This window comes from Streptomyces sp. AMJ-169, from assembly GCF_055597585.1.
This window is the reverse complement of record NZ_JBVLTJ010000011.1, coordinates 40,784-61,185: the sequence shown is the minus strand read 5'-3', so window position 1 is coordinate 61,185 and position 20,402 is coordinate 40,784. Positions and strand designations below refer to the sequence as shown.

Annotated in this window: 15 protein-coding genes and 1 pseudogene; 4 read left to right on the top strand and 12 right to left on the bottom strand. The window is 71.8% G+C overall.

The window, feature by feature from the left end; genetic code table 11:
- Window positions 1-138 precede the first annotated feature (138 nt).
- The 6 genes from ACYUD3_RS25930 to ACYUD3_RS25905 all read right to left on the bottom strand — a co-directional run bounded on the left by ACYUD3_RS25930 (window position 139) and on the right by ACYUD3_RS25905 (window position 5,506).
- Entirely contained in the window at window positions 139-738 is a 600-nt protein-coding gene (locus ACYUD3_RS25930; protein ID WP_470974368.1) for a hypothetical protein, read from the bottom strand.
- 45 nt (window positions 739-783) lie between these two features.
- A complete protein-coding gene (locus ACYUD3_RS25925) occupies window positions 784-1,356 on the bottom strand; it encodes a hypothetical protein (RefSeq protein WP_470974365.1) in 573 nt (190 codons plus the stop codon).
- Window positions 1,357-2,785: 1,429 nt separating this feature from the next.
- A complete protein-coding gene (locus tag ACYUD3_RS25920) occupies window positions 2,786-2,944 on the bottom strand; it encodes a DUF6760 family protein (protein ID WP_470974362.1) in 159 nt (52 codons plus the stop codon).
- Complete coding sequence (locus ACYUD3_RS25915) at window positions 2,941-3,471, bottom strand: hypothetical protein (RefSeq protein ID WP_470974359.1); 531 nt, start codon at window positions 3,469-3,471, stop codon at window positions 2,941-2,943. Before ACYUD3_RS25915 ends, ACYUD3_RS25920 begins: the two co-directional genes overlap by 4 nt.
- Window positions 3,468-3,908 carry a phage tail protein gene (locus ACYUD3_RS25910; RefSeq protein WP_470974355.1) on the bottom strand — a complete coding sequence of 147 codons (441 nt, stop codon included), beginning with the start codon at window positions 3,906-3,908 and terminating at the stop codon, window positions 3,468-3,470. The genes ACYUD3_RS25915 and ACYUD3_RS25910 overlap by 4 nt, the downstream gene beginning before the upstream one ends.
- Window positions 3,909-3,970: 62 nt before the next feature.
- Window positions 3,971-5,506, bottom strand: coding sequence for a phage tail sheath family protein (locus ACYUD3_RS25905; protein WP_470974352.1), 1,536 nt, complete (start codon window positions 5,504-5,506; stop codon window positions 3,971-3,973).
- A 443-nt stretch (window positions 5,507-5,949) separates the two neighbouring features.
- On the opposite strand from ACYUD3_RS25905, the pseudogene ACYUD3_RS25900 reads away from it, so the two are divergent.
- Window positions 5,950-6,454: pseudogene (locus tag ACYUD3_RS25900) on the top strand (eCIS core domain-containing protein); the annotation flags it as partial.
- A 1,910-nt stretch (window positions 6,455-8,364) separates the two neighbouring features.
- On the opposite strand, the gene ACYUD3_RS25895 reads toward ACYUD3_RS25900, so the two are convergent.
- The 4 genes from ACYUD3_RS25895 to ACYUD3_RS25880 form a co-directional block, all read right to left on the bottom strand.
- A complete protein-coding gene (locus ACYUD3_RS25895; RefSeq protein WP_470974349.1) occupies window positions 8,365-10,461 on the bottom strand; it encodes an ATP-binding protein in 2,097 nt (698 codons plus the stop codon).
- Window positions 10,462-10,589: 128 nt separating this feature from the next.
- Window positions 10,590-11,279: a Pvc16 family protein gene (locus ACYUD3_RS25890; protein ID WP_470974346.1), complete on the bottom strand. Its 690-nt coding sequence runs from the start codon at window positions 11,277-11,279 to the stop codon at window positions 10,590-10,592.
- A complete protein-coding gene (locus ACYUD3_RS25885) occupies window positions 11,276-14,353 on the bottom strand; it encodes a hypothetical protein (RefSeq protein ID WP_470974954.1) in 3,078 nt (1,025 codons plus the stop codon). Before ACYUD3_RS25885 ends, ACYUD3_RS25890 begins: the two co-directional genes overlap by 4 nt.
- 194 nt (window positions 14,354-14,547) lie before the next feature.
- Window positions 14,548-15,204, bottom strand: coding sequence for a helix-turn-helix transcriptional regulator (locus ACYUD3_RS25880; RefSeq protein ID WP_470974343.1), 657 nt, complete (start codon window positions 15,202-15,204; stop codon window positions 14,548-14,550).
- A gap of 254 nt (window positions 15,205-15,458) precedes the next feature.
- Between ACYUD3_RS25880 and ACYUD3_RS25875 the strand changes: the two genes are divergently transcribed.
- Window positions 15,459-16,802, top strand: a complete 1,344-nt coding sequence (locus tag ACYUD3_RS25875; protein ID WP_470974340.1) for a COG1470 family protein — start codon at window positions 15,459-15,461, stop codon at window positions 16,800-16,802.
- Between the two features lie 290 nt (window positions 16,803-17,092).
- Here the strand turns inward: ACYUD3_RS25875 and nucS are convergent, their stop codons facing one another.
- Window positions 17,093-17,764: an endonuclease NucS gene (gene nucS / locus ACYUD3_RS25870; RefSeq protein ID WP_470974337.1), complete on the bottom strand. Its 672-nt coding sequence runs from the start codon at window positions 17,762-17,764 to the stop codon at window positions 17,093-17,095.
- Window positions 17,765-18,104: 340 nt separating this feature from the next.
- Here nucS and ACYUD3_RS25865 point away from each other — a divergent pair, with 340 nt between their 5' ends.
- The gene (locus ACYUD3_RS25865; protein WP_470974334.1) at window positions 18,105-18,497 is read left to right on the top strand and encodes an SCO5389 family protein; all 393 of its coding nucleotides are present in this window, start codon (window positions 18,105-18,107) and stop codon (window positions 18,495-18,497) included.
- Between the two features lie 124 nt (window positions 18,498-18,621).
- Here the strand turns inward: ACYUD3_RS25865 and ACYUD3_RS25860 are convergent, their stop codons facing one another.
- Window positions 18,622-19,650, bottom strand: a complete 1,029-nt coding sequence (locus ACYUD3_RS25860) for an LLM class flavin-dependent oxidoreductase (protein WP_470974331.1) — start codon at window positions 19,648-19,650, stop codon at window positions 18,622-18,624.
- Window positions 19,651-20,041: 391 nt separating this feature from the next.
- Between ACYUD3_RS25860 and ACYUD3_RS25855 the strand changes: the two genes are divergently transcribed.
- Entirely contained in the window at window positions 20,042-20,374 is a 333-nt protein-coding gene (locus tag ACYUD3_RS25855; RefSeq protein WP_470974329.1) for an ATP/GTP-binding protein, read from the top strand.
- Window positions 20,375-20,402 lie beyond the last annotated feature (28 nt).

The window sequence follows — 20,402 nt, the reverse complement described above, 5'->3', positions numbered from 1 at the left end:
TGCGAGGCTGGCCGGGGTTCGGGTCGGTGGGGGTGACGACGAGGGGGTTCGGGGCGGATGGGGTACGGGGACGGCCGGGGCTCACGTCACCGTCGTCCGGGCCGCGACCGGGGTGCGTGTTGCTTCCGGAACCCTCAACTACGGTCTGGCCAACGGTAGTAGGGGACTTGGCGCCTTCGGCCAGAGCTCGGGATACGACGACCGGACCGGGAGCTGCCAGTTCTGGGGTTCCGTGTCGCCCGGGGTCGGTAGGAGTGACAACGAGGGGACCGGCATCCGAGGAGCCCCGGGCCCCCTGACGCCCAGCGCCCACATCACTCCCAGCGCCCCCAACTCCAGCCCCACCAACGGTGGCATTACCAGCCCCTTCACTCCCAACACCGCCAACAGCAGCACTGCCGGCCCTGCCGACGCCAGCACTCCCAGCACCCCTGCCCCCATCAACTCCAGCCCCACCAGAAGCAGTCGAGCCATGAGACGACTGCCGCCCCTCACCCCCAGCAACTCCAGCCCCGCCAGCGCCAGCGCCCCCATCAACTCCAGCTCCACGAGAAGCAGTCGAGCCACGAGAGGACCGCCGCCCCTCACCCTCAGCCAGCGCCCGGGACACAACAACCGGACCCGAAGCCGCCAACCCCGGACTTCCCTGCCCCCCAGAGCCGACATCAGCAGGAGCGACGACGACAGGACCGCCACCCGAGGAACCCCGAACACCCTCCCGCCCAGCACCCACACCACTCCCAACACCCTCGCCCCCATCAACTCCACTTCCGCTAGGACCAGTTAGCCCATGAGACGACTGCCGCCCCTCACCCCCAGCCGAGGCCCGGGACACAACAACCGGGTCTGAAGGAGCCGAACCCCGAACCGGCCGACCGGCGTCCGCATCGGCCGGAGTGACAGCAGAACCCGCACCCGAAGGACCCCGAGCACCTTGACGCCCAGCACCCCCAGCATCAGCCCCGCCAGCACCCCCATCAACTCCAGCCCCGCCAGAAGCAGTCGAGCAACGAGAAGACTGCCGCCCCTCACCCTCAGCCAGCGCCCGGGACACAACAACCGGACCCGAAGCCGCCGATCCCGGAGCTCCCTGCCCCCCAGAGCCGACATCAGCAGGAGCGACGACCACAGGACCAGCACCCGAAGAACCCCGGACACCCTCCCGCCCAGCACCCACACCACTCCCAACACCCCCCGCTCCAGCCCCATCACCCCCAACAGCAGCACCTCCAACTCCACCCCCGCGAACAGCAGCGCCACCCGCCCCAGCACCGTCAACGCCAGCACTGCCACCCCCACCGACCCCAACACCCCCGCCCCCAACACCTCCAGCCCCACCAGAAGCAACCAGCCCACGAGAAGACCGCTCCCCCACCCCACCCCCTTCAGCCAACGCCCGCCCCACAACAGCCGCCCCCAACTCCCCCCCACCCTCAGCCCCCCGCAACGGCACCACCAACGGCCCCGCCCCAGAAGCCACTTGCTCAGCCCCACCCACCCCCGAAGCCCCCCCAAGACTCCGCCGCACCCCCACCTCCCCAAGCAACGGCGCACCACCCACCCCCCGACCACCCGCCACCTCCGCAGTAGCAGGCAACGCGGCCAAAGGCGCCCCCAACCCACCCCGAACCCGAGCACCAGACCCACCCCCCGAAGCCGAACCACCCAACCCCTCAGCCGCACCCCCCGCTTCCACACCCGCACCCCCCACCTGCCGCTGCACAACAGGCAACACAGAACCGCCCCCCGCACCAGGAACAACCTCCCCCGACGCCAACGGAGTAGCAGTAGCCGGCAACTCCCCCAACGGAGCCCCCAGCGCCCCAACCTCCCGCACACCGCCACCCACCACGGAACCACCACCATGAACCAACCCCGCACCACCGCCCCCTCGACCCCCCTCGGAGGACCGCACCACAGCAACCCGCCGCACAACCCCAGCAGGCCGCCGAGCCACAGTCAGCGCCCCGGACACAGCCCGAGGCCGCACAAAAGCCCGACCCGCCCCCTCAGCAGAGACCCCACCGGACCCCCCGCCAGGCACCCCGCCGGACGACGTACCAGACAACACACCGGACGTCCCCCCAGCCCCCCCACCGAACGCTCCGCCGGACGCCCCTCCAAACCCCCCACCACCAGATACCCCGCCGGACACCTCACCAGCCCCACCACCCAACTCCCCACCAACCCCCCGCCCCCGCACCCCTCCCCCACCCAACTCCCCATCCCCAGCCCCCACCCCCACCTTCACCTTCACCGCCCGCAACAAAACAGGCCCCCCACCACCCGAACCAGCCCCTCCCGCCACCCGAGCCACCCCCCGCACCACCCCCGCCGGCGCCCCCTCCGACACCCCATGCCCCATCCCCCCGCCAAACGAAGGATCCTGCCAAGCAGCCAACCCCGCCCGAAAACTCAGCCCATCACTGACCCCCAACACCCCCCGGGAAACAGTGAGCGCAGGCGGCGAGGTACGACGCCACCCCCCATCCCAGTCACCAGGCACCCCACCGGAACCCACCCCACCAGACCCCGCCTCAGAACCCGAGCCGCCCCCACCGAAACCCCCGGCCTCCGAACCCGAAGCCGAAACAGAACCCGAGGCCGCACCCCCACCCGAGGCAGAACCCGGAGCCGACACCACACCCGAAGCCGAAACCGACCCCGAACCCGACCCCTCCCCCGGAGCCAAGCCGGCACCCGCCCCCACCCCCAACCCCGCACCCCCACCCACACCAACCCCCCCACCCCAACCCCCCCGAACCCTCTCCCACCACCCCACCCCTCAACCCCCTTCATTCACACGCACATTGATCCGAGCAATCTCCGCCACCCACAACCGCCGCTCCTCATGCGTCAAATCCAATATCTCCTCCCGCTGCCAGTGAAAGTGATAAGCGACGTACGCGACCTCCTCCCGCAACCGACCAGCCGCGTACGTCACGATTCCCCCAGGCGCCCACCAGAAAGATCGACCTCGAACCCGCCCTCACAATGCGGACAGGTCACGGCCGCCCGGGTATGCCCCTCACTGTTGATCCGCCGATAGAAATCCTGAAGAAAAGCGACATCGGTGGCATACATCCGCTCGACAACCCCCGCATGCACATCACTGATCCCCCCGAGCCGGGTAATGACCTGACTCAGCAGCACGACACTCAAATACGCGGGATTCTCCTTGACCCGAAGGTCGATCTGCGGACGCAGCTCATCGCGGGCGGTGGCGAGCCGCATCACGCCGTGCCGATGGACGGTGCCGGCCTCGTCGACGTACCCACGAGGCAACTCGAACTCGAACTCGGTACGCAGCCCGGAATCCCCCGCCCCCGAAGCCGAGCCGGCACCCGACCCCCCGGAGCCAGGAGCCAGGACAGAACCCGGACCCACCTGCGCGGTCCCCGCGACAGCGGCAGGCTCGGTCGCCTGGAGAATCTCCTCCAGGTTCCCCGCCGAAACCGTACGACGCCTCATTCGACGACGATCTCCTCGAACACGATGGTCACGGTCTCGGTCGCGGCGGAGGACTCCCCCGCCTTGAGCGACGGCCCCTCCCACTTGGACGCCCACCCCTGCATGAGCTGGATCCGCCGGACGGTGTTCCCCTCGGTGTCCATGATCTCGATCGTGAGGTTCTGCCGGGCGGCGTTGACGGCCCCGTTGTTGAGGGTCTCCTTGATCCAGTCGGTGAAGTCGCCGCTCTGGTCGAGCCCCCGGGTGATGGTGATCTCGCCGGCCTGCCGGGCGCCGGGCTGCTTGCGGATGATCTGCTTGCCCTCGGAGGTGACCTGCCGGATCTCGACGACCTCCTCCTCGACGGTCAGCCCGCTGATCTCCTGGATCGACTCGACGAGATACCCGCCGAGCTGCACACCGAAGACATGGGTGGAAAGAGCATCACCAGTTGCCATGACTATTCGTCAACCTTCCTCACAGAAACCCGAAACCGAACCGAATCCCGCCGCCGGCCGCTTCACTCGTCGATAAGACTGGTGCTGTCCGAGAACTGAGCCAACCGGAAGATCACGAACTCCGCAGGCTTCACCGGCGAAACCCCGATCTCACAGACGACCCGCCCCTGATCGATGGACTCCTGCGGATTGTTGCTGCGATCACACTTCACATAGAAAGCCTCTTCGGCGGTCCGCCCGAACAGCGCCCCCCGCCGCCACTCCTCGGTGAGAAACGCGGTGACATTGCGCCGGATACTGGACCACAACCGGTCGTCGTTCGGCTCGAACACCACCCACTGGGTCCCCAACAGAATGGATTCCTCAAGGTAATTGAAAAGCCGCCGCACATTGAGATAGCGCCACGCCGGATCCGAGGAGAGCGTCCGCGCACCCCAGATCCGGATCCCCCGCCCGGGAAACGCCCGGACGCAGTTCACCCCGATCGGGTTCAGCAGATCCTGCTCCCCTTTGCTGAGCCGCAGTTCGAGATCGACGGCCCCCCGGATCACCTCGTTCGCCGGCGCCTTGTGCACCCCGCGCTCGGCGTCGCTGCGCGCCCACACCCCGGCGACATGCCCGCTCGGCGGCACGGTCGTATTGCGCCCGACGGCCGGATCGAAGACCCGCACCCACGGGTAGTAGAGGGCCGCGTACCGGGAGTCGTACCCCGCCTCGTCGTTGCGCCAGGCGCGTACCTGCTGGGCGTTGAGGCCCGGCGGGGTGTCGAGGACGGCGACCCGGTCACCCATCTGCTCGCAGTGCGAGATCACCGCCAGCTGCACGGTCCGCACCCCCTCGGCGTCGATGTCCCCGCGCTGATAGGCGCTCATCAGATCCGGTACGGCGACCATGGTGATCTCGTCGATCGCCTCCAGCCCCCCGAACCCCGTCCGCGCGCCCGCGTCCCCGACGTACTCCGCCGGATCGAGGCGTACGACCGTCCCGGCGGCGGGCGCGGCCGGGGCGTCGGGGACCGCCAGGGTCTGGCTCGCGGGCCGGGTCTGCGGGGCGCCGCGCTGTTCGGTGACCTCGATCAGCGCGGAGGTACGGGCCTGGGTGACGAGGTAGCCCTTGACGTTGCGGCGCGCGGAGGCCTCGTACGTCTCCGTCACCTGGTCGCCCTGGCGGACCAGCAGTTTGAAGCGGTCCTCGGGCGGGTTCTCGCCGTCCGCGTCGGCGACCTCCACCGAGACCCCGCTCACCCCGGGCTTGGCTGCGACCAGGAAGCCGCCGACCTCGACGGGGGCAACGGCCTTCGGCGCGGCGGGAGTTGATGTATCGGCCGCCTCCGCCGCGCCGCCGATGCGGACGACGTACGCGGCGGCGCCGCCGTTGGAGAAGTAGCCGAAGACCGCGAGGGCCAGGTACGTCCCGTCGGTGAAGCCGCCGAAGAGCTGGGTGTACTGGTCCCAGCTGGTGACCAGCGTCGGCGTGTGGAAGGGGCCCTGTCCGGCGAATCCGACGAACGCGGCGACGGCAGTGCCGACCCCTTCGATGGGCCGGGCACCGGACTGCACCTCCTCCACGTACACGCCCGGGGTGAGGTACGTCGGCATGCTCGCTCCTTCGCGTCCTGCGGGGCACCTGTGTCCAGGCCGAGTCTGCGGCTGGGGCGGGTGGGACGGCAGGGACGCCGGGCCATGCCCGGGGGCAGACCCGACTGCCTTTCCGTACGCCCCCGATGCCCTCCCGTCCTGACCCCGCAACTGCCCTCCCGCCCCTGGACGCCCCCGCCCGCACGCGTTCCACTGGGGGCCGGCCGGAACAGGGGCGCGGCGAGGGGGCAGCGAGGATGGGGAGTTCTGCGGCGCGTGCCGGGCGGGCGGAGGAGCTGGGGGCGGCACGGACGCCCGCGCGGGGGGTGGCGGGCGCGGCGGGTGGTGCCCAGGGGGCGTACGCGGCGGGCGGCGATCAGGGGGCGTACGCCGTCGGCGCTCGGCAGGAGTCGTACGAGGGCGGCGCGCGGGGGGAGTCGTACGAGAGCCCTGCCGGAGCCGCCGTGCCTCCGCCGCTCAGCGTCGGTGGGCTGCGGGCCGCGCAGAGCGGGGTCGGGAACGCGGCCGTGAGCGCGATGATCGCCCGTCGGATGCGGCCGGCCGAGCCTGTCGTGGAGGAGCCGGCGCCGGATCACGAGGTGCACAAGGAACCCGGCGTGCACAAAGTGCTCAGCTCCCCCGGTCGGCCGCTGGACGCGCCCCTCCGGTCCGAGATGGAGACCCGGCTCGGGGCGGACTTCGGGGACGTCCGGGTGCATTCGGGGGCCGCCGCCCGGCGTTCGGCGGCGGAGATCGGCGCGCGGGCGTACACCTCGGGGAGTCATGTGGTGATCGGCGCGGGGGGCACGGACAAGCACACCCTCGCGCATGAGCTGACCCATGTCGTGCAGCAACGGCAGGGCCCGGTCGCGGGCACCGACGACGGATCGGGGCTACGACTGTCCGACCCGTCGGACCGCTTCGAGCGAGCGGCGGAGGAGAACGCGCGACGGGTGATGGCGGGGCCGGTGGCGGGGCGGGAGGAGAGCGAGGGGGCGGGGGGAGGGGGTGCGCGGCGGGCGGGGGCGGTGCAGCGGGCGGAAGAAGCAGTGCAGCGGGCGGGGACCGTGCAGCGGGCGGAAGCCGCACAGCGAACGGAAGCCGTACATCAGGCGGGGACCGTGCAGCGGGCAGGAGCAGTGCAACAGGCGGAGGCGGTACAGCGAGCGGAGGCCGTGCAACAGACGGAAGCCGTACAGCGAGCGGAAGCCGTGCAACAGACAGAAGCCGTATATCAGGCGGAAGCCGTCCAGCAGACGGAATCGGTACAGCGGGCGGAAGCCGTGCAGCGGATGGTGTCGGAAGAGGAGGAGGCCGTGGCGGAGGCGGCGCCCGTACCGGCGCCTGCGCCCGGGCCCTCGCTCGCCTCCACATCCGCGTCCGTAGAAGCACCGGCACCCGCACCGGCGCCCGCGCCCTCACTCACGTCCGCATCCGTAGAAGCACCGGCGGAAGCGTCGGCGTCAGCCACTCCCGCCCCCGCCCCAACCACCGCGCCCGCCCCAACCACCGGCCCACCCCAACCCGCCCAGATCGCGAACGCCAAACGTGTCGGTCTGGAGATCGAGATCACCGTCAAGCTGGAGGAGACGGCCGCGAGCGGGCCCACGAACCGGGCGACCCGGAATCAGACCGTCCGGAACGGGGACCTGCTGGCCGAGTCGGCGGCGAGGGAGCTGGAGCTGCCCGTGGTGAAGCTGGAAGTCGAGGGCATGGACCGGGGCGGCGGGGAGCCCACGGCGGAGGTGATCTACGGTCCGCTGCCGCGCGACGAGTACACGACCCCCGCGTTCGTCATGGCCCGCAAGAGCCTGATCGACCAGTTCAGCGCGGTGGCGGGGAAGTCGGTGCCGTTCGCCGAGGTCATCGCCGCGTACAACAGGTCCCTCAAGGGGGCCGCGAGACGCTACCAGTTGACGGTGCGGGACATGGGCAACCGGATGCGGACGCTGCGCTCGGGGCGGATCAACGAGAACACGCAGACCAACGTCTCCCTGCCGTACGCGAAGGTCGGCGACGCGCCGCCCCTCCCGGTGCGGGGCGCTCCCTCGGCGCGCGGCGGCCGGCTCGCGGCCGGCGGGCGGGGCGGGCGGGCCCGGGGCGGGGCCACGCGCGGGGGGTTCACCGGGCGGCAGCCGGCGGGGTGGCCCGAGGGGCGGGACTTCGCCGATCTGTTCCGGGACAACCAGCAGAAGATGTTCACGACCGCCCGCGCGACGGCGGGTGCCGTCGCGGACGCCAGGGTCAGCGGCCGGCGCCGCGTCGTCTCGCTGCTCACCCAGGTCGTCTTCCAGGAGGCGATGTACGCGGCCCACAACATCACGCGGGGCAGCGAGGGTGAGGTGGCCAAGCAGCACTTCCACGTGATGATGAAGACGAGCCCCCAGGACGTCGTGATGACCGTCCTCACCGACGAGGAGGCGGTGGATCTGCTGGCGTGGCTGGAGGACGCCGGGGCCGGGGCGGCGGCGGAGCTGAACACGGGGGCGACGGCCGCCGCCGCGCAGCACGGCGGGGCGCGGCAGGAGGTCACGGTCGACGTGGAGGACCTGAAGACGGCCCTGCGCAAGCGGGTCAGCGCGGGCAAGCAGCGGCTGGGGGTGCGGAGGAAGGGCACCGAGAACGACCACTCCTCCCCGGTGTTCGACCGCGACAACAACCCTGCCGGCGAGCTGCGGCACTTCCACCCGAGGGCCAGCAACCGGCTGCCGATCACGGAACAGGACGGGGAGGCGCACTTCGTGGTGGAGGAGCGGTCGTCGAAACACCTGCTGAACGATCCGAGTGTGGGGGCGGCGGAGAAGCAGAGGTATGTGCGGGAGTTGCAGGAGGGGTAGGGCCTGTCCGGCGGATCTTGCCGGGGTCGCGGGCCCTGGCCCCTACGCCCGTACCGCCACCCCCACATGCACCCCGAACTCGCTCTCCAGCACCAGCCGCCCCAGCTTCCGGTACTCCCGGGCCACCGCCGTCACGACCTGGGTCATCCCCAGCGGTTCGGCCGACTCCGCCGCGAGGTAGGCCGCCGTCACCGCGCACGCCCGGATCGAACCGCCGGCCAGCTCGAACCGCTCGGCGCAGAACGGGAGGTCGAGGTCGCCGGCCCGGGGCAGCCGGGTCCCCAGGCACCGTTCCCACAGCGCGAGCCGCTGCCCGGCGTCGGGCAGCGGGAAGTCGGCGACCACGTCCAGCCGGCGGGTGAACGCCTCGTCGAGGTTGGCGCGGAGATTGGTGGTCAGTACGGCGATCCCGTCGAAGGACTCCATCCGCTGGAGCAGGTACGCGGACTCGATGTTGGCGTGCCGGTCGTGCGCGTCCTTGACCTCGGACCGCTTGCCGAAGATGGCGTCGGCCTCGTCGAAGAGGAGCACGGCGTTGACGGCGGAGGCCTCGGTGAAGATGCGTTCCAGGTTCTTCTCGGTCTCGCCGATGTACTTGTCGACGACGGTGGACAGGTCGACGACGTACAGATCCATCCCCAGATCGGCGGCGACGACTTCGGCGGACATGGTCTTCCCGGTCCCCGACTCCCCGGCGAACAGCGCGATGACCCCCCGCCCGCGCCCGCCCCCCGGCCGCATCCCCCACTCCCCCAGCACCTGCTGCCGATGCCGCGCCCGCACGGCCAGCTCCCGCAACCGCCGAGAGGTCCCGTCCGGCAACACGAGATCCTCCCACCCGACCCCGGGCTCAACTCTCCGCGCCAGCCGCTCCAGCCCGGCCCCGTTCTGCGCCCGCACGGCACGACGCAGATCATCGGGCCCGACGGCACGCCCGTCGAGCGCGGCGGTACGTACGGCGACGTCGGCGGCGCGCCGGAGTTGCCCGGCGTCGAGGCGGTGGGCGGATACGGCGTGGGCCAGGGAGGTGAGGTCGGGGGTGCTGGGGGTGAGGTCGGGGGTGTTCGGGGCGAGGGGGGCGAGGTCAAGGGGGGCGCCGAAGGGACCGACTCCCCGCACCGCCCCCTCCAACGCCCCCCTCCACCGCTCCACCTGCCGCTCCACCCCCGCCGCAGGCACCTCCAGCACAACAGGCGTGTCCGCAGCCCACCCCGGGTCCCAGCCCCCGCTGCCGTGCACCAACACCGGCACCCCCCGCAGCGCCCCGCACAACTCCCGCAGTACACGCGTCCGTTCGGCGGGCTCGTCAGGAAGGGACTCCAGGGGGCCGAGTACTACGCCCGACCCTGTCAGCCGTGCCTCGCGGGCCAGCACCCGGGCCAGGTCCCGTACCTCCCCGGTCCGCCGGCCCAGCGCCCCCGCGTCGACTACCAGCACCCCCAACTCGGCCGCACTCAGCGCGGAAACGGCCAGCCCCTGCGCATCCCCGCCCCGACTGCGCAGCTGTACGAGCCCAGTTCGGACCGCATCCGCAGCGCGCCGCACCAAGTCCCGGTCAGCGGTGGGATCTTCGGCCGCCTCCTCCAGCACCCCACCCAGCCGCACATCAGGCACCGAACTCCCCAGCAGATGCCCGGTGACCCGGTCGGGCACCACCAACACCCGTGACAGCGGCGGTCGTTCAGCCTCCCGTACCTCCACCAACCCGCCCTCGACCAACGGCGCTCCCGGCCCCAGCCGGAACCGCGCGGCCGACGCCCCCGGCAACCCGCACAGCTCCAGCGCGAGCCCGACGGTCGGCCGGCGCCGGGTCAGATCGTCGTTGAGATACCCGTACAGCCGCTCGAACCGCGCGTCGAGATCAGGCGCGACGGCGACGAGCAGCAGATCGAGATCCAGCGCGGACAGCCCGAACGCCGAGGCGAGCCCCCCGAGCACGGACCCCCGGTCAGGCACCCACGCCTCATGCCCGACCGCCCCGAGCCCCCCACCCCCGTCAAGAATCCGCCCCACGGCCTCGGGCGTGAGGTACTGCCCCCGATACGGATCACCAGGATCAGGATCAGCCCCCCGCCGCACAGCGACAGCCTCCCGAACCCGCCCCTCAACAAGCCGCAGCCGTGACCACAACTCCGGCACGGCCGGGGAAAGTTCACGCCCAAAGCCACCGGAACCACCGAAGCCCTCGGATGCCCCGGCACCCTCGAAGCCGACACCCCCCTCACCCCTCTCCAACCCCCCACCCTCCCGCTCCCCCAACACATACCTCACGGCTGCCGATCCCCCCTCCGACGCCGCCCCGGCGCACCCCCCCGCTCCCGCGGCCCGGAGAACCCCTCGCTCCCCGCATCCCCCACCTCCCGATACCGCAGCCGCCTCCCCGGCACCCCCTCAGCAGCCGACCGCACGACCAACCCCTCCGTCACCGGCGGCGCCGACGCCCGTACCGCCCCCGCCAGCGGCGCCTGTACCCGCAGTCCGAGGGACGCCTTCATCTCGCCCCCGAACGCCGACCAGACATCCGACACCGACGGCCCGTCGGTCCAAGTCCCCGCCGTCTCGAGGCTGATCGTCAGGCCCAGCTCCGCCAGCGTCCCCGTGAGCAGCCGGGACGGCAGCACATCGGTGGCCGCGAGAGTCGTCAACACCTGTGACAGCAACCGGTGTTCATCGGTGGGACGGCTCGCCCAGGCCGTCACGAGGTACGTCAGGTCGAACCACCGCGCGGGCGAGCGCCGAGCGACCAGGTGGCCCTCGTCGTCGTACATCTCCCCCGCCCCCGTCCCCCGCCGCGCCGCGTCCTCGCGGATGTCGTAGAGGAAGACGCAGACGGTGGGGGCGCTGCGGCGGGCGGCCCAGTCGCGGGTGGGGGCGTCGAAGGCGACCTCGACGCCGGACGTCTCCAGGCCGGACTCGGTGAGCAGCCGCCGCAGGCCCTCGTCGACTTCGTGGATCACCGGCGGTACACCTCGTCGGGCGGCTGGATGGTGCCGAGGACGACGAGGAAGCCGGTCGTCACCGGCGAGAACCCGGGCCCGCTCGCGGTGATGATCCGGGGGCCGGTCTGATCCTTGGGGAGGATCAGCAGCTGCCCGGTGAAGGTGCCGTCGGGCAGCGGGACGGTCGGCGCGGCGGCGGCCGTGATCCCCGGTTTCCAGGTGAGCTTCACCGGCGCCCCGGGCGGAAAGTCCGTACCCCGCACCGAAGTCACGAACCCCGGCTTGCCGATGTCCGGTACGGCCACGATCTTCGGCTGGAGGATCCGCAGCCGCTGCCGCGCGAAGTTGTCGTTCGGGTTCGCGTCCGTCCCGGTGGTGGTCAGCGTCCCGGTGAGGGTCGCGGTGAGCGCCTTGTCGGGACTGAGGACCACCGTGACGACCGTACGCGCGCCCTGCGCCAGATCGGGCAGCGCACAGCTCCAGTTGGCGTCGCACCCGGCCGGCGGTCCGTTGTTCGGTATCCCGGCGGGCAGCCCGATCCGCAGCCGCAGCCCGGTCGCGAGGGCGTTGCGCCCGTTGCGGACGGTGTAGGTCACCACGACCCGCCCGCCGACGTACCCGGGGTTGGGCTGCGCGGTCAGGCTCAGCCCGGGTCCGGCCTGGGGCGCGGGAGGTGTGGGTGGAACAGGGGGAGCAGAAGAAGCCGGCGGCGCAGGGGGCGAACTCGTAGGCGTCGGCGTCCCAGAGGGAGAAGGAGACGGCGACGACGCCTCCCCCACCGGCACCACCGTCCGCCCCGTATTGTCGCTGGGCTGCGGATCCACGACCGCCCCCGCCACCGACCAGTCAATAGCCGTGTCCCCGACCGTCACCCCCACCACAGTGACCGTCACCGGCACCGTCTCCCCCGCCTGCACCACCCCCACATCGCACTGGAGCGAGGCGGCGTCACAACTCCCCCCGGGATACGTCAGCCCCGTGATCCGCACCCCCGGCGACGGCGCGACCGTGAGAGTCGTCCCCGGCGAGGCGGCGGGCCCGTTGTTCACCACGTCGACGCGGATCGTCGTGGACGTCCCGACGGTCACCGTGGGAACGCTCCCCGGCGCCCGCACCGCGAGATCCACCGACTGCTGGACGCTCGGCTCCTTCTGCCGCCCCGCCAACTCGGCGGTCAGCGGCGTGACTTCACCGGTCGCGACGTCCACCGTGCGCAGTTTCTCCGGGCTGTTGGCGGCGACCGCCTCGCGTGAGGAGAAGACGATGCTCTTGCCGTCCGCCGACCAGGCCGCGTCGCGCGGCTGGAACGGGCCGGTGAGGGTGGTGTCGGGGAGCTGGGCGGCGCAGCCCCCGGCGCCGGCCGGCAGCAGGACACGGCAGCCGGCGCCCGAAAGGGACGTCAGCAGCAGGCCGTTGCGCTGGTCCACCGCGCCGCCGCCGTTCTTGCGGTTGAAGGCGATGGTGAGGCCGTCGGGGGAGAACGCGGGGCTGTCGTCGATGACTTGGCAGTTGCCGGGGCAGCTGGCGGCGCTCAAGTCCCGTTGCTGGGCGAGGTTGTTGACGGGCACGGTCCAGATGTGTTTGTTGCCGCCGTTGCCGTCGATGGTCTCGCTGCGGGTGAAGGCGAGGGTGGTGCCGTCGGAGGACCAGGTGGGCTGGGCGTCGCGGCCGGTCTGTTCGCCGGCCGGCGGGGTGATCTGGCCGGTGATCGCGCCGGTGGCGACGTCCGCGATGAGGATGCGGGTCGGCTGGCCCACGCCGCCGGGTGAAGTGCGGGTGAAGGCAAGGGACTTGCCGTCGGGGGAGAACGTCGGGTCGGTGTCCCAGTCGTTCGGTCCGCGCCCGGCCAGCGGCATGGGCTGGGCGTCGGTGCCGTCCGCGTCGGCGGTCCAGATGCGTTCGATGCGGCCCGCGGCGGAGTCCTCGAAGCGGGTGACGACGAGCCGCCGGCCGTCGGGCGTGTAGTTCTGGCGTTCGGTCCACGGGTCGAAGGTGTCGCCGGGCTGGAACAGCGGGTCTCTGCTCGGATCGGTGTTGGTGTCGGCGGCCGGGTCCTCCTTGAGGATCGTCAGGCCGAGGTCGCGCGGGTCGACGCCGTCGGCGCGGACGTCCTGGAGGGTCACGGTGTGCGGGGAGTCGGCGGTGGTGCGCTCGACGATGGCGTGGCCGCCGTCCGTGGGGCCGTACCAGGTCGGGGTGGCCAGCTCGCGGTCCTCCTGGTCGATGACCGAGGGTTCCTGGGCGGAGTGGACCTGGGAGCCGAACAGGTGGTCGCGGTCGCCCTCGCAGGAGCAGGTGATCTCGGGGCTGAGGAAGATGATGTTGTTCCCGTCGGGTTTCCAGGCCACCGAGTGCGCCCGCCACTGCGCGTAGCCGCCCCCGAGCAGCGGTTCGTCGCCCGCGCCCTCGGGGGTGACGGCCCGCAGCCGGGGCGCGTCCGTCGTCGCGGTGTACGCGATCCACTCCTGGCCCGCCGCGTCCGGCACCGGCTTCCACGCGGGCTCGCTCGCCGTCCCGTTCGCCGGGGACGTGATCATCGTCGCGGGGCCGCCGCTCAGCGCCCGTACGTAGATCTGGTTCCCGGCAAGGGGATCGGCGTCGCTGACGTACGCGATGCGCTGCCCGTCCGGGGAGAGGGTCGGGGACGTCTCGTTCGCGGGGGTGTCGGTGAGCTGGGTCAGTCCGGTGCCGTCGGTGCGGATCAGCCACAGGTCGCGCTGCGTCGTCCCCGCGTCGAAGACGACCGAGCCGCCGTCCGGGGTGAGCCGGGGGTGGGCGGCGTCCATGCCGGTGGTGAGGCGGCGGACGGAGCCGTCGGCGGCGCGCAGGTAGATCTGCGGGGTCTTCTCGTCGCGCAGGCTCGCGAACACCAACTCCTGGCCCAGCGCGGAGGGTTGGGTGTCGTAGTGGGTGGCGCCCGCGCCGAACACCGGGGTGCTGGACGTCGTGCTCGCCACGTCGCCGAGGCTGCGGTGCCGGGTCCCGGCGTACGCGACCCGGGTGTCCCCGGCGACGGCCGGGCGCAGCTGCGGTTCGGCGCTGCCCTGGCCCGAGGCGGCCGTCAGTGTGAGCAGCGGGACCATCAGCAGCAGTGCCGCGCCGAGTCTGCCCAGGCGCCACCGCCCGCCCCGGTCAGCGGTACTCGTCACGGTCCACCTCACAGTTCGCCACGGCACGCGGTTCTCCCCCCGCCACCCTGCGCCCGCCGCCCGCGCGGACGGCAGGGCGGCGGGTCCGTACCCGGGGGAAGCGCGCCTTGCGCTTTCGGGCAGCGCCGACTCCCTTGTCAGATCAGCCCGTTGCGCAGCGCGTACCCCACCGCGTGGGCCCGGTTGCGCAGTTGCAGCCGGGTGGTGATCTCGTGCAGCACGTTCTTGACGGTCCGTTCGGAGTACGACGTCTTGCGGGCGATCTCGGCGGTGTCCAGCCCTTCCGCCACCAGCCGCAGCATGTCCGCCTCGCGGGTGGTGAGCGTGGACAGCGACACCCCCCGCGGATCGAGCGCCGCGCGCTGCAAACTGCCGACGTGGGCGAGGAGTTCGCCGAGCAGATCGCCGGGGAGCACCCCTTCGCCCCGGTCCAGCGCGAGGACGAGGTGGACGAGCCGGTCCTGGTCGGCCTGGGTGCGGCGCAGTACTGCGGTCACGCCGCACTCGACGACGCGTTGCAGCGCGCCGGAGCCGAGGGTGCCGATGACGAGGCCGGTGTGGGTGGCGGTGTTGTGGCGCAGCCGCTGGAGGAGGGCGGTGACGTCGTCGTCGACGTTGTCCACCACCACCAGGGACACCTGGGCTCGCTCCGCGTCCGCGTCGTCGAGGAGGGTGGTCTCGGGGCGCTGGCGTAACTGCTGGACTACTCCGACGCGCAGGACCGGGTCGGCGGCGTAGACGGCCACCGTCACCGGCTCATGGGGTGGGGCGGCGGGCATGGCGGTGCTGGTCATGGCAGTGCTGTTCTCCTCTGCGCCGGGCGGTGGGGAGGGACGAGTTCACTGGTACATGGGGAGAGGCGGGGGCCGCTTCACAGGGGAAGCCGCTTCACGGGGGGAGCCGCTTCACAGGGGAAGCCGCTTCACGGGGGAGCGCGAAGAAGGGAAGGGAGGGGGAAGGGGGGAGGGCGGGAAGGGGCACCGCGACTGCACGGACACTGCCCTCGTGCCCCTCGCGGCTCGCACGTACACGTCCCTAGCGTGCTGGTGTGACCCCTTCCGCAGCCTCTTCTGGTCCCGTGCCGGGCCTCGACCTCCCGGCTGTGACGGTGGCGCCCGGCGCCGTCGCCACCACCACGCTGACCGTCCGCAACGACAGCGACATCGTCGAGGCGTACGGGCTGGAGGTCGTCGGGGAGTGCGCCGCCTGGAGCACGGTGGAGCCCGCGCGGGTCTCCCTGTTCCCGGGGACGTCCGAGACGGTGACGATCACGCTGGCGCCGCCCCGCTCCCCCGAGCTCCGGGCCGGTGAACGGCCTTTCGCCGTACGGGTGTTGCCCGTCGAGCACCCCGAGTCGGTGCGGGTCCCCGAGGGGACGGTGACCGTCGAGGCGTTCCACGAGCTCCAGACCGAGCTGGCGCCCCGGCGGCGGCGCGGCTGGCTGCGCGGGCGCTACCGGCTGGCGGTGCGCAACCAGGGCAACACCCCGGTGCGGGTGGGCTGTACGCCGGGGCAGCCCGGCGAGGAGCTGGCGTTCGCGTTCAGCCCGGAGCGGCCGGCGCTGGAGCCCGGGGAGTCGGCGGAGGTGGGCCTGAAGGTCCGCACGGGCAAGCCGGTGTGGTTCGGCTCGCCGGTGGTGTGGCCGTTCACCCTGACGACGGCCGAGCTGACCGAGGAGGGCGAGCCGCGCCCCGAGGAGGACATCCCGCGCTCTCAGCTGGACGCGGAGTTCGTCCAGATACCGGTCTTCCCGAAGTGGCTGCTGGCCGTCCTCGCGGTGCTGCTCGCGCTGCTGCTGGCCTGGTTCACGCTGGTGCGCCCGGCGGTGCGCAGCGCGGCGAAGGCGGCCGCGAAGGAGGAGGTCCAGCAGCAGCGCACGCTGCCGTCCTCGGGCCCCGGCGCGGGCACGGGCGGCGGCACGGCGGGCACCGGCGGCGCCTCTGCCCAGCCGGGCACCGGCCAGGGCGGTACGGCGGCCCCGGGCGCCGGCGGCACCGGCGGAAGCGGCGGGACCGGCGCGGGCGGGGCCGGCGCACAGAGTTCGCAGACCATCGAGGTGCGCTCGACGGCCGGCCAGACCAACGCGACCGGTACCTACACGGTCCCCGCGAACACGGTCTTCGGCGTCACGGACGTCGTCCTCGCCAACTTCCAGGGCGACGAGGGGACGCTGACGTTCTCCTTCGGGGACCGCAAGATCACCACGATCGCGCTGGAGACGTTCCGCAACCAGGACTATCACTGGGTCACCCCCATCGAGATCCCCGCGAACGGCACCGTGACCGTCCAGGTGACCTGCGCCCAGCCCGGCACCCCGGCCACCGGCCAGCGCGCGCAGGGGTGTTACGAGGTCCTGAATGTCAGCGGTGTCACGCGCACGACGACCCCATGACCGAAGCCCCCGTACGTTCCCGTCCATTCTCGATCGGTCTAGGCCAGATCCGTAAGCTCGATGTCGCCCTCAGTCCGGAAATCAACAACCCTGGTCCGAAAAGTGACGTCTGACGGTCACTGGGACCCCTGATGCGCAGCGGGAGCGGGGCGGTGGGCACCGTGCGATCTCGGACGAAGTTGCGTGATGCCCGAGGCAAGTTGCCGGACGGGACCGCCGGACGGAAACCGCCCGCGCCGAGGAGGTTCCCCGGGCGCGGGCGCTGGTCAAAAACGACTGATGCGGAAGGCTCAGAACAGCCGCAGCTTGTCGTCCTCGATGCCGCGCAGGGCGTCGTAGTCGAGGACGGCGCAGCCGATGCCCCGGTCCGTCGCGAGCACGCGGGCCTGGGGCTTGATCTCCTGAGCGGCGAAGACACCGCGCACGGGAGCGAGGTGCGGATCGCGGTTGAGCAGCTCCAGATAGCGGGTCAGCTGCTCGACGCCGTCGATCTCCCCGCGCCGCTTGATCTCCACCGCGACCGTCTGGCCTTCGGCGTCCCGGCAGAGGATGTCGACGGGTCCGATCGCCGTCATGTACTCGCGGCGGATCAGCGTGTAGCCCTCGCCGAGGGTCTCGATGCGGTCCGCCAGCAGCTCCTGGAGGTGCGCTTCGACGCCGTCCTTGATGAGACCGGGGTCGACCCCGAGTTCATGGGAGGAGTCGTGGAGGATCTCCTCCATCGTGATGATGAGCTTCTCGCCCCCCTTGTTGACGACCGTCCAGGTGCCTTCCTCCTCGCCGGTGCCCTCCTTGAGGGTGCAGGGCGGAGACATCCAGTTCAGGGGCTTGTACGCCCGGTCGTCCGCGTGGATGGAGACGCTGCCGTCGGCCTTCACCAGGATCAGGCGGGGCGCGGAGGGCAGATGGGCGGTGAGCCGGCCCGCGTAGTCGACGGAGCAGCGGGCAATGACGAGACGCATGGTCGGCAACGCTACTCGACACCCCGCCGCCGACGCGATTCGACCACCCCGCCACCGTGGACGCCACCCGCCCCACCGACCCCGGCCGCCCCGCGCGTCCCGTCAACCCCGAGAGAAATCAGCACAATTCAGCTGTTCGCCGCTGGCCGATTGTCTCCCCATCCATTACCCCCTAAGTAGGCAATGTCCTGGTGCCGCTCCCGCCAGCTGCCTACGGTAGTGACCGGGAGGTCGCCGTACGTGTACTCAGAGTGTGCGGGATCGTCGAACAACAGGCACGGCGGCTTCCTTTTCCCTGTCCGGCAACCCCTGCTGCATCAGGGGTGCGAGAGGAGTACCCATGTCGCTCGACGTCTCACCGGCCCTACTGGAACAGGCCGAGCGAGGCGAGGTCGACGAAGCCGAATTCGTCGACTGCGTCCGGACTTCCCTGCCTTTCGCATGGGAGATGATCAGTTCCCTGGTGGCCCAGCTGAAGGTCGACGGCGGTGAGTTCGCCGACAACCAGACGCCCCCGCCGGACGAGCAGGCGCGCGGGCAGCTGCTGCGCGCGCTGGCGAGTGACGCGATACGCGGTGCGCTGCAACGCCACTTCGGGGTGCGGCTGGCCTTCCAGAACTGCCACCGGGTCGCGGTCTTCCCGCTCGACCCGTCGGTCGACGAAAGGCTCGCCCGCTTCACCTCGGTCCGCGCCCAACTGCTGAACCAGTCCCCGGAGTTGCGGGACTGCTGAGGTCCGGTCGGTCCACCGTCCCGGATGCGGGAGATCGCGCAGGCGATGTCCGGGGCGGCGGACGCCGACGGGGTCAGCCGACGGGCCCCGTCAACCGGTCCACCCACACTCGACTCCCTTTCCCTCAACCCAAGTTGGTGATCACCTCAGCCCCCAGCCGGCGTACGTTCTCCTCGGTCGCCGCCAGATCCCCCGAGCCCTCCACCAGGAGCGCGAAGCGGGTGATGCCGGTGCGCTCCGAGGTCGCCGCGAGCCGGTCCGCGCACAGTCTCGGCGTGCCCACCGGATGGATGCCGCAGAGCAGTTCGGTGTAGGCGACGGGGTCGCGCATCTTGCGCTGCCGCCCGTCGACGGTGACATGCGCGTCCAGCCCCTGCTTCAGCCACCCCGGCATCGCCTTCACCAGCGTCTCGACGGCGTCGGTGCGCCGGTCGGCGATCTGGCAGACCCCGGCGGAGACGTGCGCGGCCCCGGCGATCTCCGCCGCCGTCCGCCCGTACTCGCGCGCGCGGCGCCGCCACAGCGCGACCATCTCCGCCTTCTCCTCGTCCCCGATGTGCATCCCGAGCAGCATCGGCAGCCCCCGCTCGGCGGCCAGCCGCACACTCCCCGGCGAGGTGCACGCGAGCACCACCTCCGGCCCCTCCGCGCCCCCGATCGACTCCGAGGGCCGCGGTACGACGGCCACCTCGCGGAACCGGTACCGCTCGCCGTCCGCGTCCACCGCCCCCGAGCCCAGCCAGCGCAGCAGCAGATCGAGCGACTCCGGGAACTTCTCCTCGTACGCCGCGAGCCCGGCGCCGAAGACCTCCAGGTCGACCCAGGGCCCGCCGCGGCCGACGCCCAGGGAGAACCGCCCGCCGGTGGTGAGGTGGAGCAGCGCGGCCTGCTCGCCGAGGGCGACGGGGTGGGCGGTGGGCAGCACGCTGACCGCCGTACCGACCCGGATCCGCTCGGTGCGGCCGAGCAGCAGGGCGGCGAGGGTGACCGCGGAGGGGCAGGTGCCGTACGGCACGAAGTGGTGCTCCGCGAGCCACACCGTGTCCAGGCCCGCCTCCTCGGCGGCCAGGGCGGAGCGGACCGCGCGGTGCAGCGCCTCCCCCTGGCCCTGCCCGGGGAACTGGGCCGCCAAAACGAAACTTCCAACGCGCATGGGACTTTCCTGCTTCCTGGCTTACGACACCAAGCTCCCCCGTGCGGCATAACCGCCTGACACGTGCCCAGGACACGGCATCGGCGGGGAGATTTGCGGATTGTCGGGAGAATCGCTCCCCTGACGCCACCCGACGCCAGGGCGAACGCCACCCCCACGCGCCCCTCACGCCCCCCGGTCACCCCCTTCACGCCCCCGAAAGAGTGACCCGGCGGACTCCCCCGCGCACGTCCGCCGAACCTCCCGGCGGACCAGGGAAAACCCCTCCGGACCCCAGTGAACTCCTTTCCCTCTGGGCGACTTATGCGGATACACCGTTCTTCGCCTACCCCGCTTCGGGCCGCGTAGGCTGACCCACAGCCATGCCCGCCGCTCCCTGATGAGGTGTCCCGTGTCTCCGCGCCGCAACCGCCCCAAGGGCGCCGATCCGTCCGACCGGAGCGCGGAGGAGGACCGCGCGAGCCGATACGGCGGCTGGGAGTCGGCGACCGACTGGCAGGGCGAGTCGTGGAACGTACGGCATGTGGCGGGCTCCAGCGCGCAGGGCAAGTCGTACCGCTGCCCGGGCTGCGACCAGCTGATCCCCGACGGCGTCCCGCACGTCGTCGCCTGGCCGGAGCACGCGGGCGTCGACGACCGCCGGCACTGGCACAAGGCCTGCTGGAACGCGAGAGACCGCCGCAACCCGGGGGTACGACGGTCCCGCAACGCGCCCCGCTTCTGAGCGAGCCGGCGGCAAAAGGGGCTCACCA

What these genes read in the sequence shown, in the direction of transcription:
- ACYUD3_RS25860 (WP_470974331.1), bottom strand. Translation starts at nt 19,650, where the DNA reads ATGCGCGTTGGAAGTTTCGTTTTGGCGGCCCAGTTCCCCGGGCAGGGC.
- nucS (WP_470974337.1), bottom strand. Translation starts at nt 17,764, where the DNA reads ATGCGTCTCGTCATTGCCCGCTGCTCCGTCGACTACGCGGGCCGGCTC.
- ACYUD3_RS25905 (WP_470974352.1), bottom strand. Translation starts at nt 5,506, where the DNA reads ATGCCGACGTACCTCACCCCGGGCGTGTACGTGGAGGAGGTGCAGTCC.
- ACYUD3_RS25865 (WP_470974334.1), top strand. Translation starts at nt 18,105, where the DNA reads ATGTCGCTCGACGTCTCACCGGCCCTACTGGAACAGGCCGAGCGAGGC.
- ACYUD3_RS25910 (WP_470974355.1), bottom strand. Translation starts at nt 3,908, where the DNA reads ATGGCAACTGGTGATGCTCTTTCCACCCATGTCTTCGGTGTGCAGCTC.
- ACYUD3_RS25880 (WP_470974343.1), bottom strand. Translation starts at nt 15,204, where the DNA reads ATGACCAGCACCGCCATGCCCGCCGCCCCACCCCATGAGCCGGTGACG.
- ACYUD3_RS25915 (WP_470974359.1), bottom strand. Translation starts at nt 3,471, where the DNA reads ATGAGGCGTCGTACGGTTTCGGCGGGGAACCTGGAGGAGATTCTCCAG.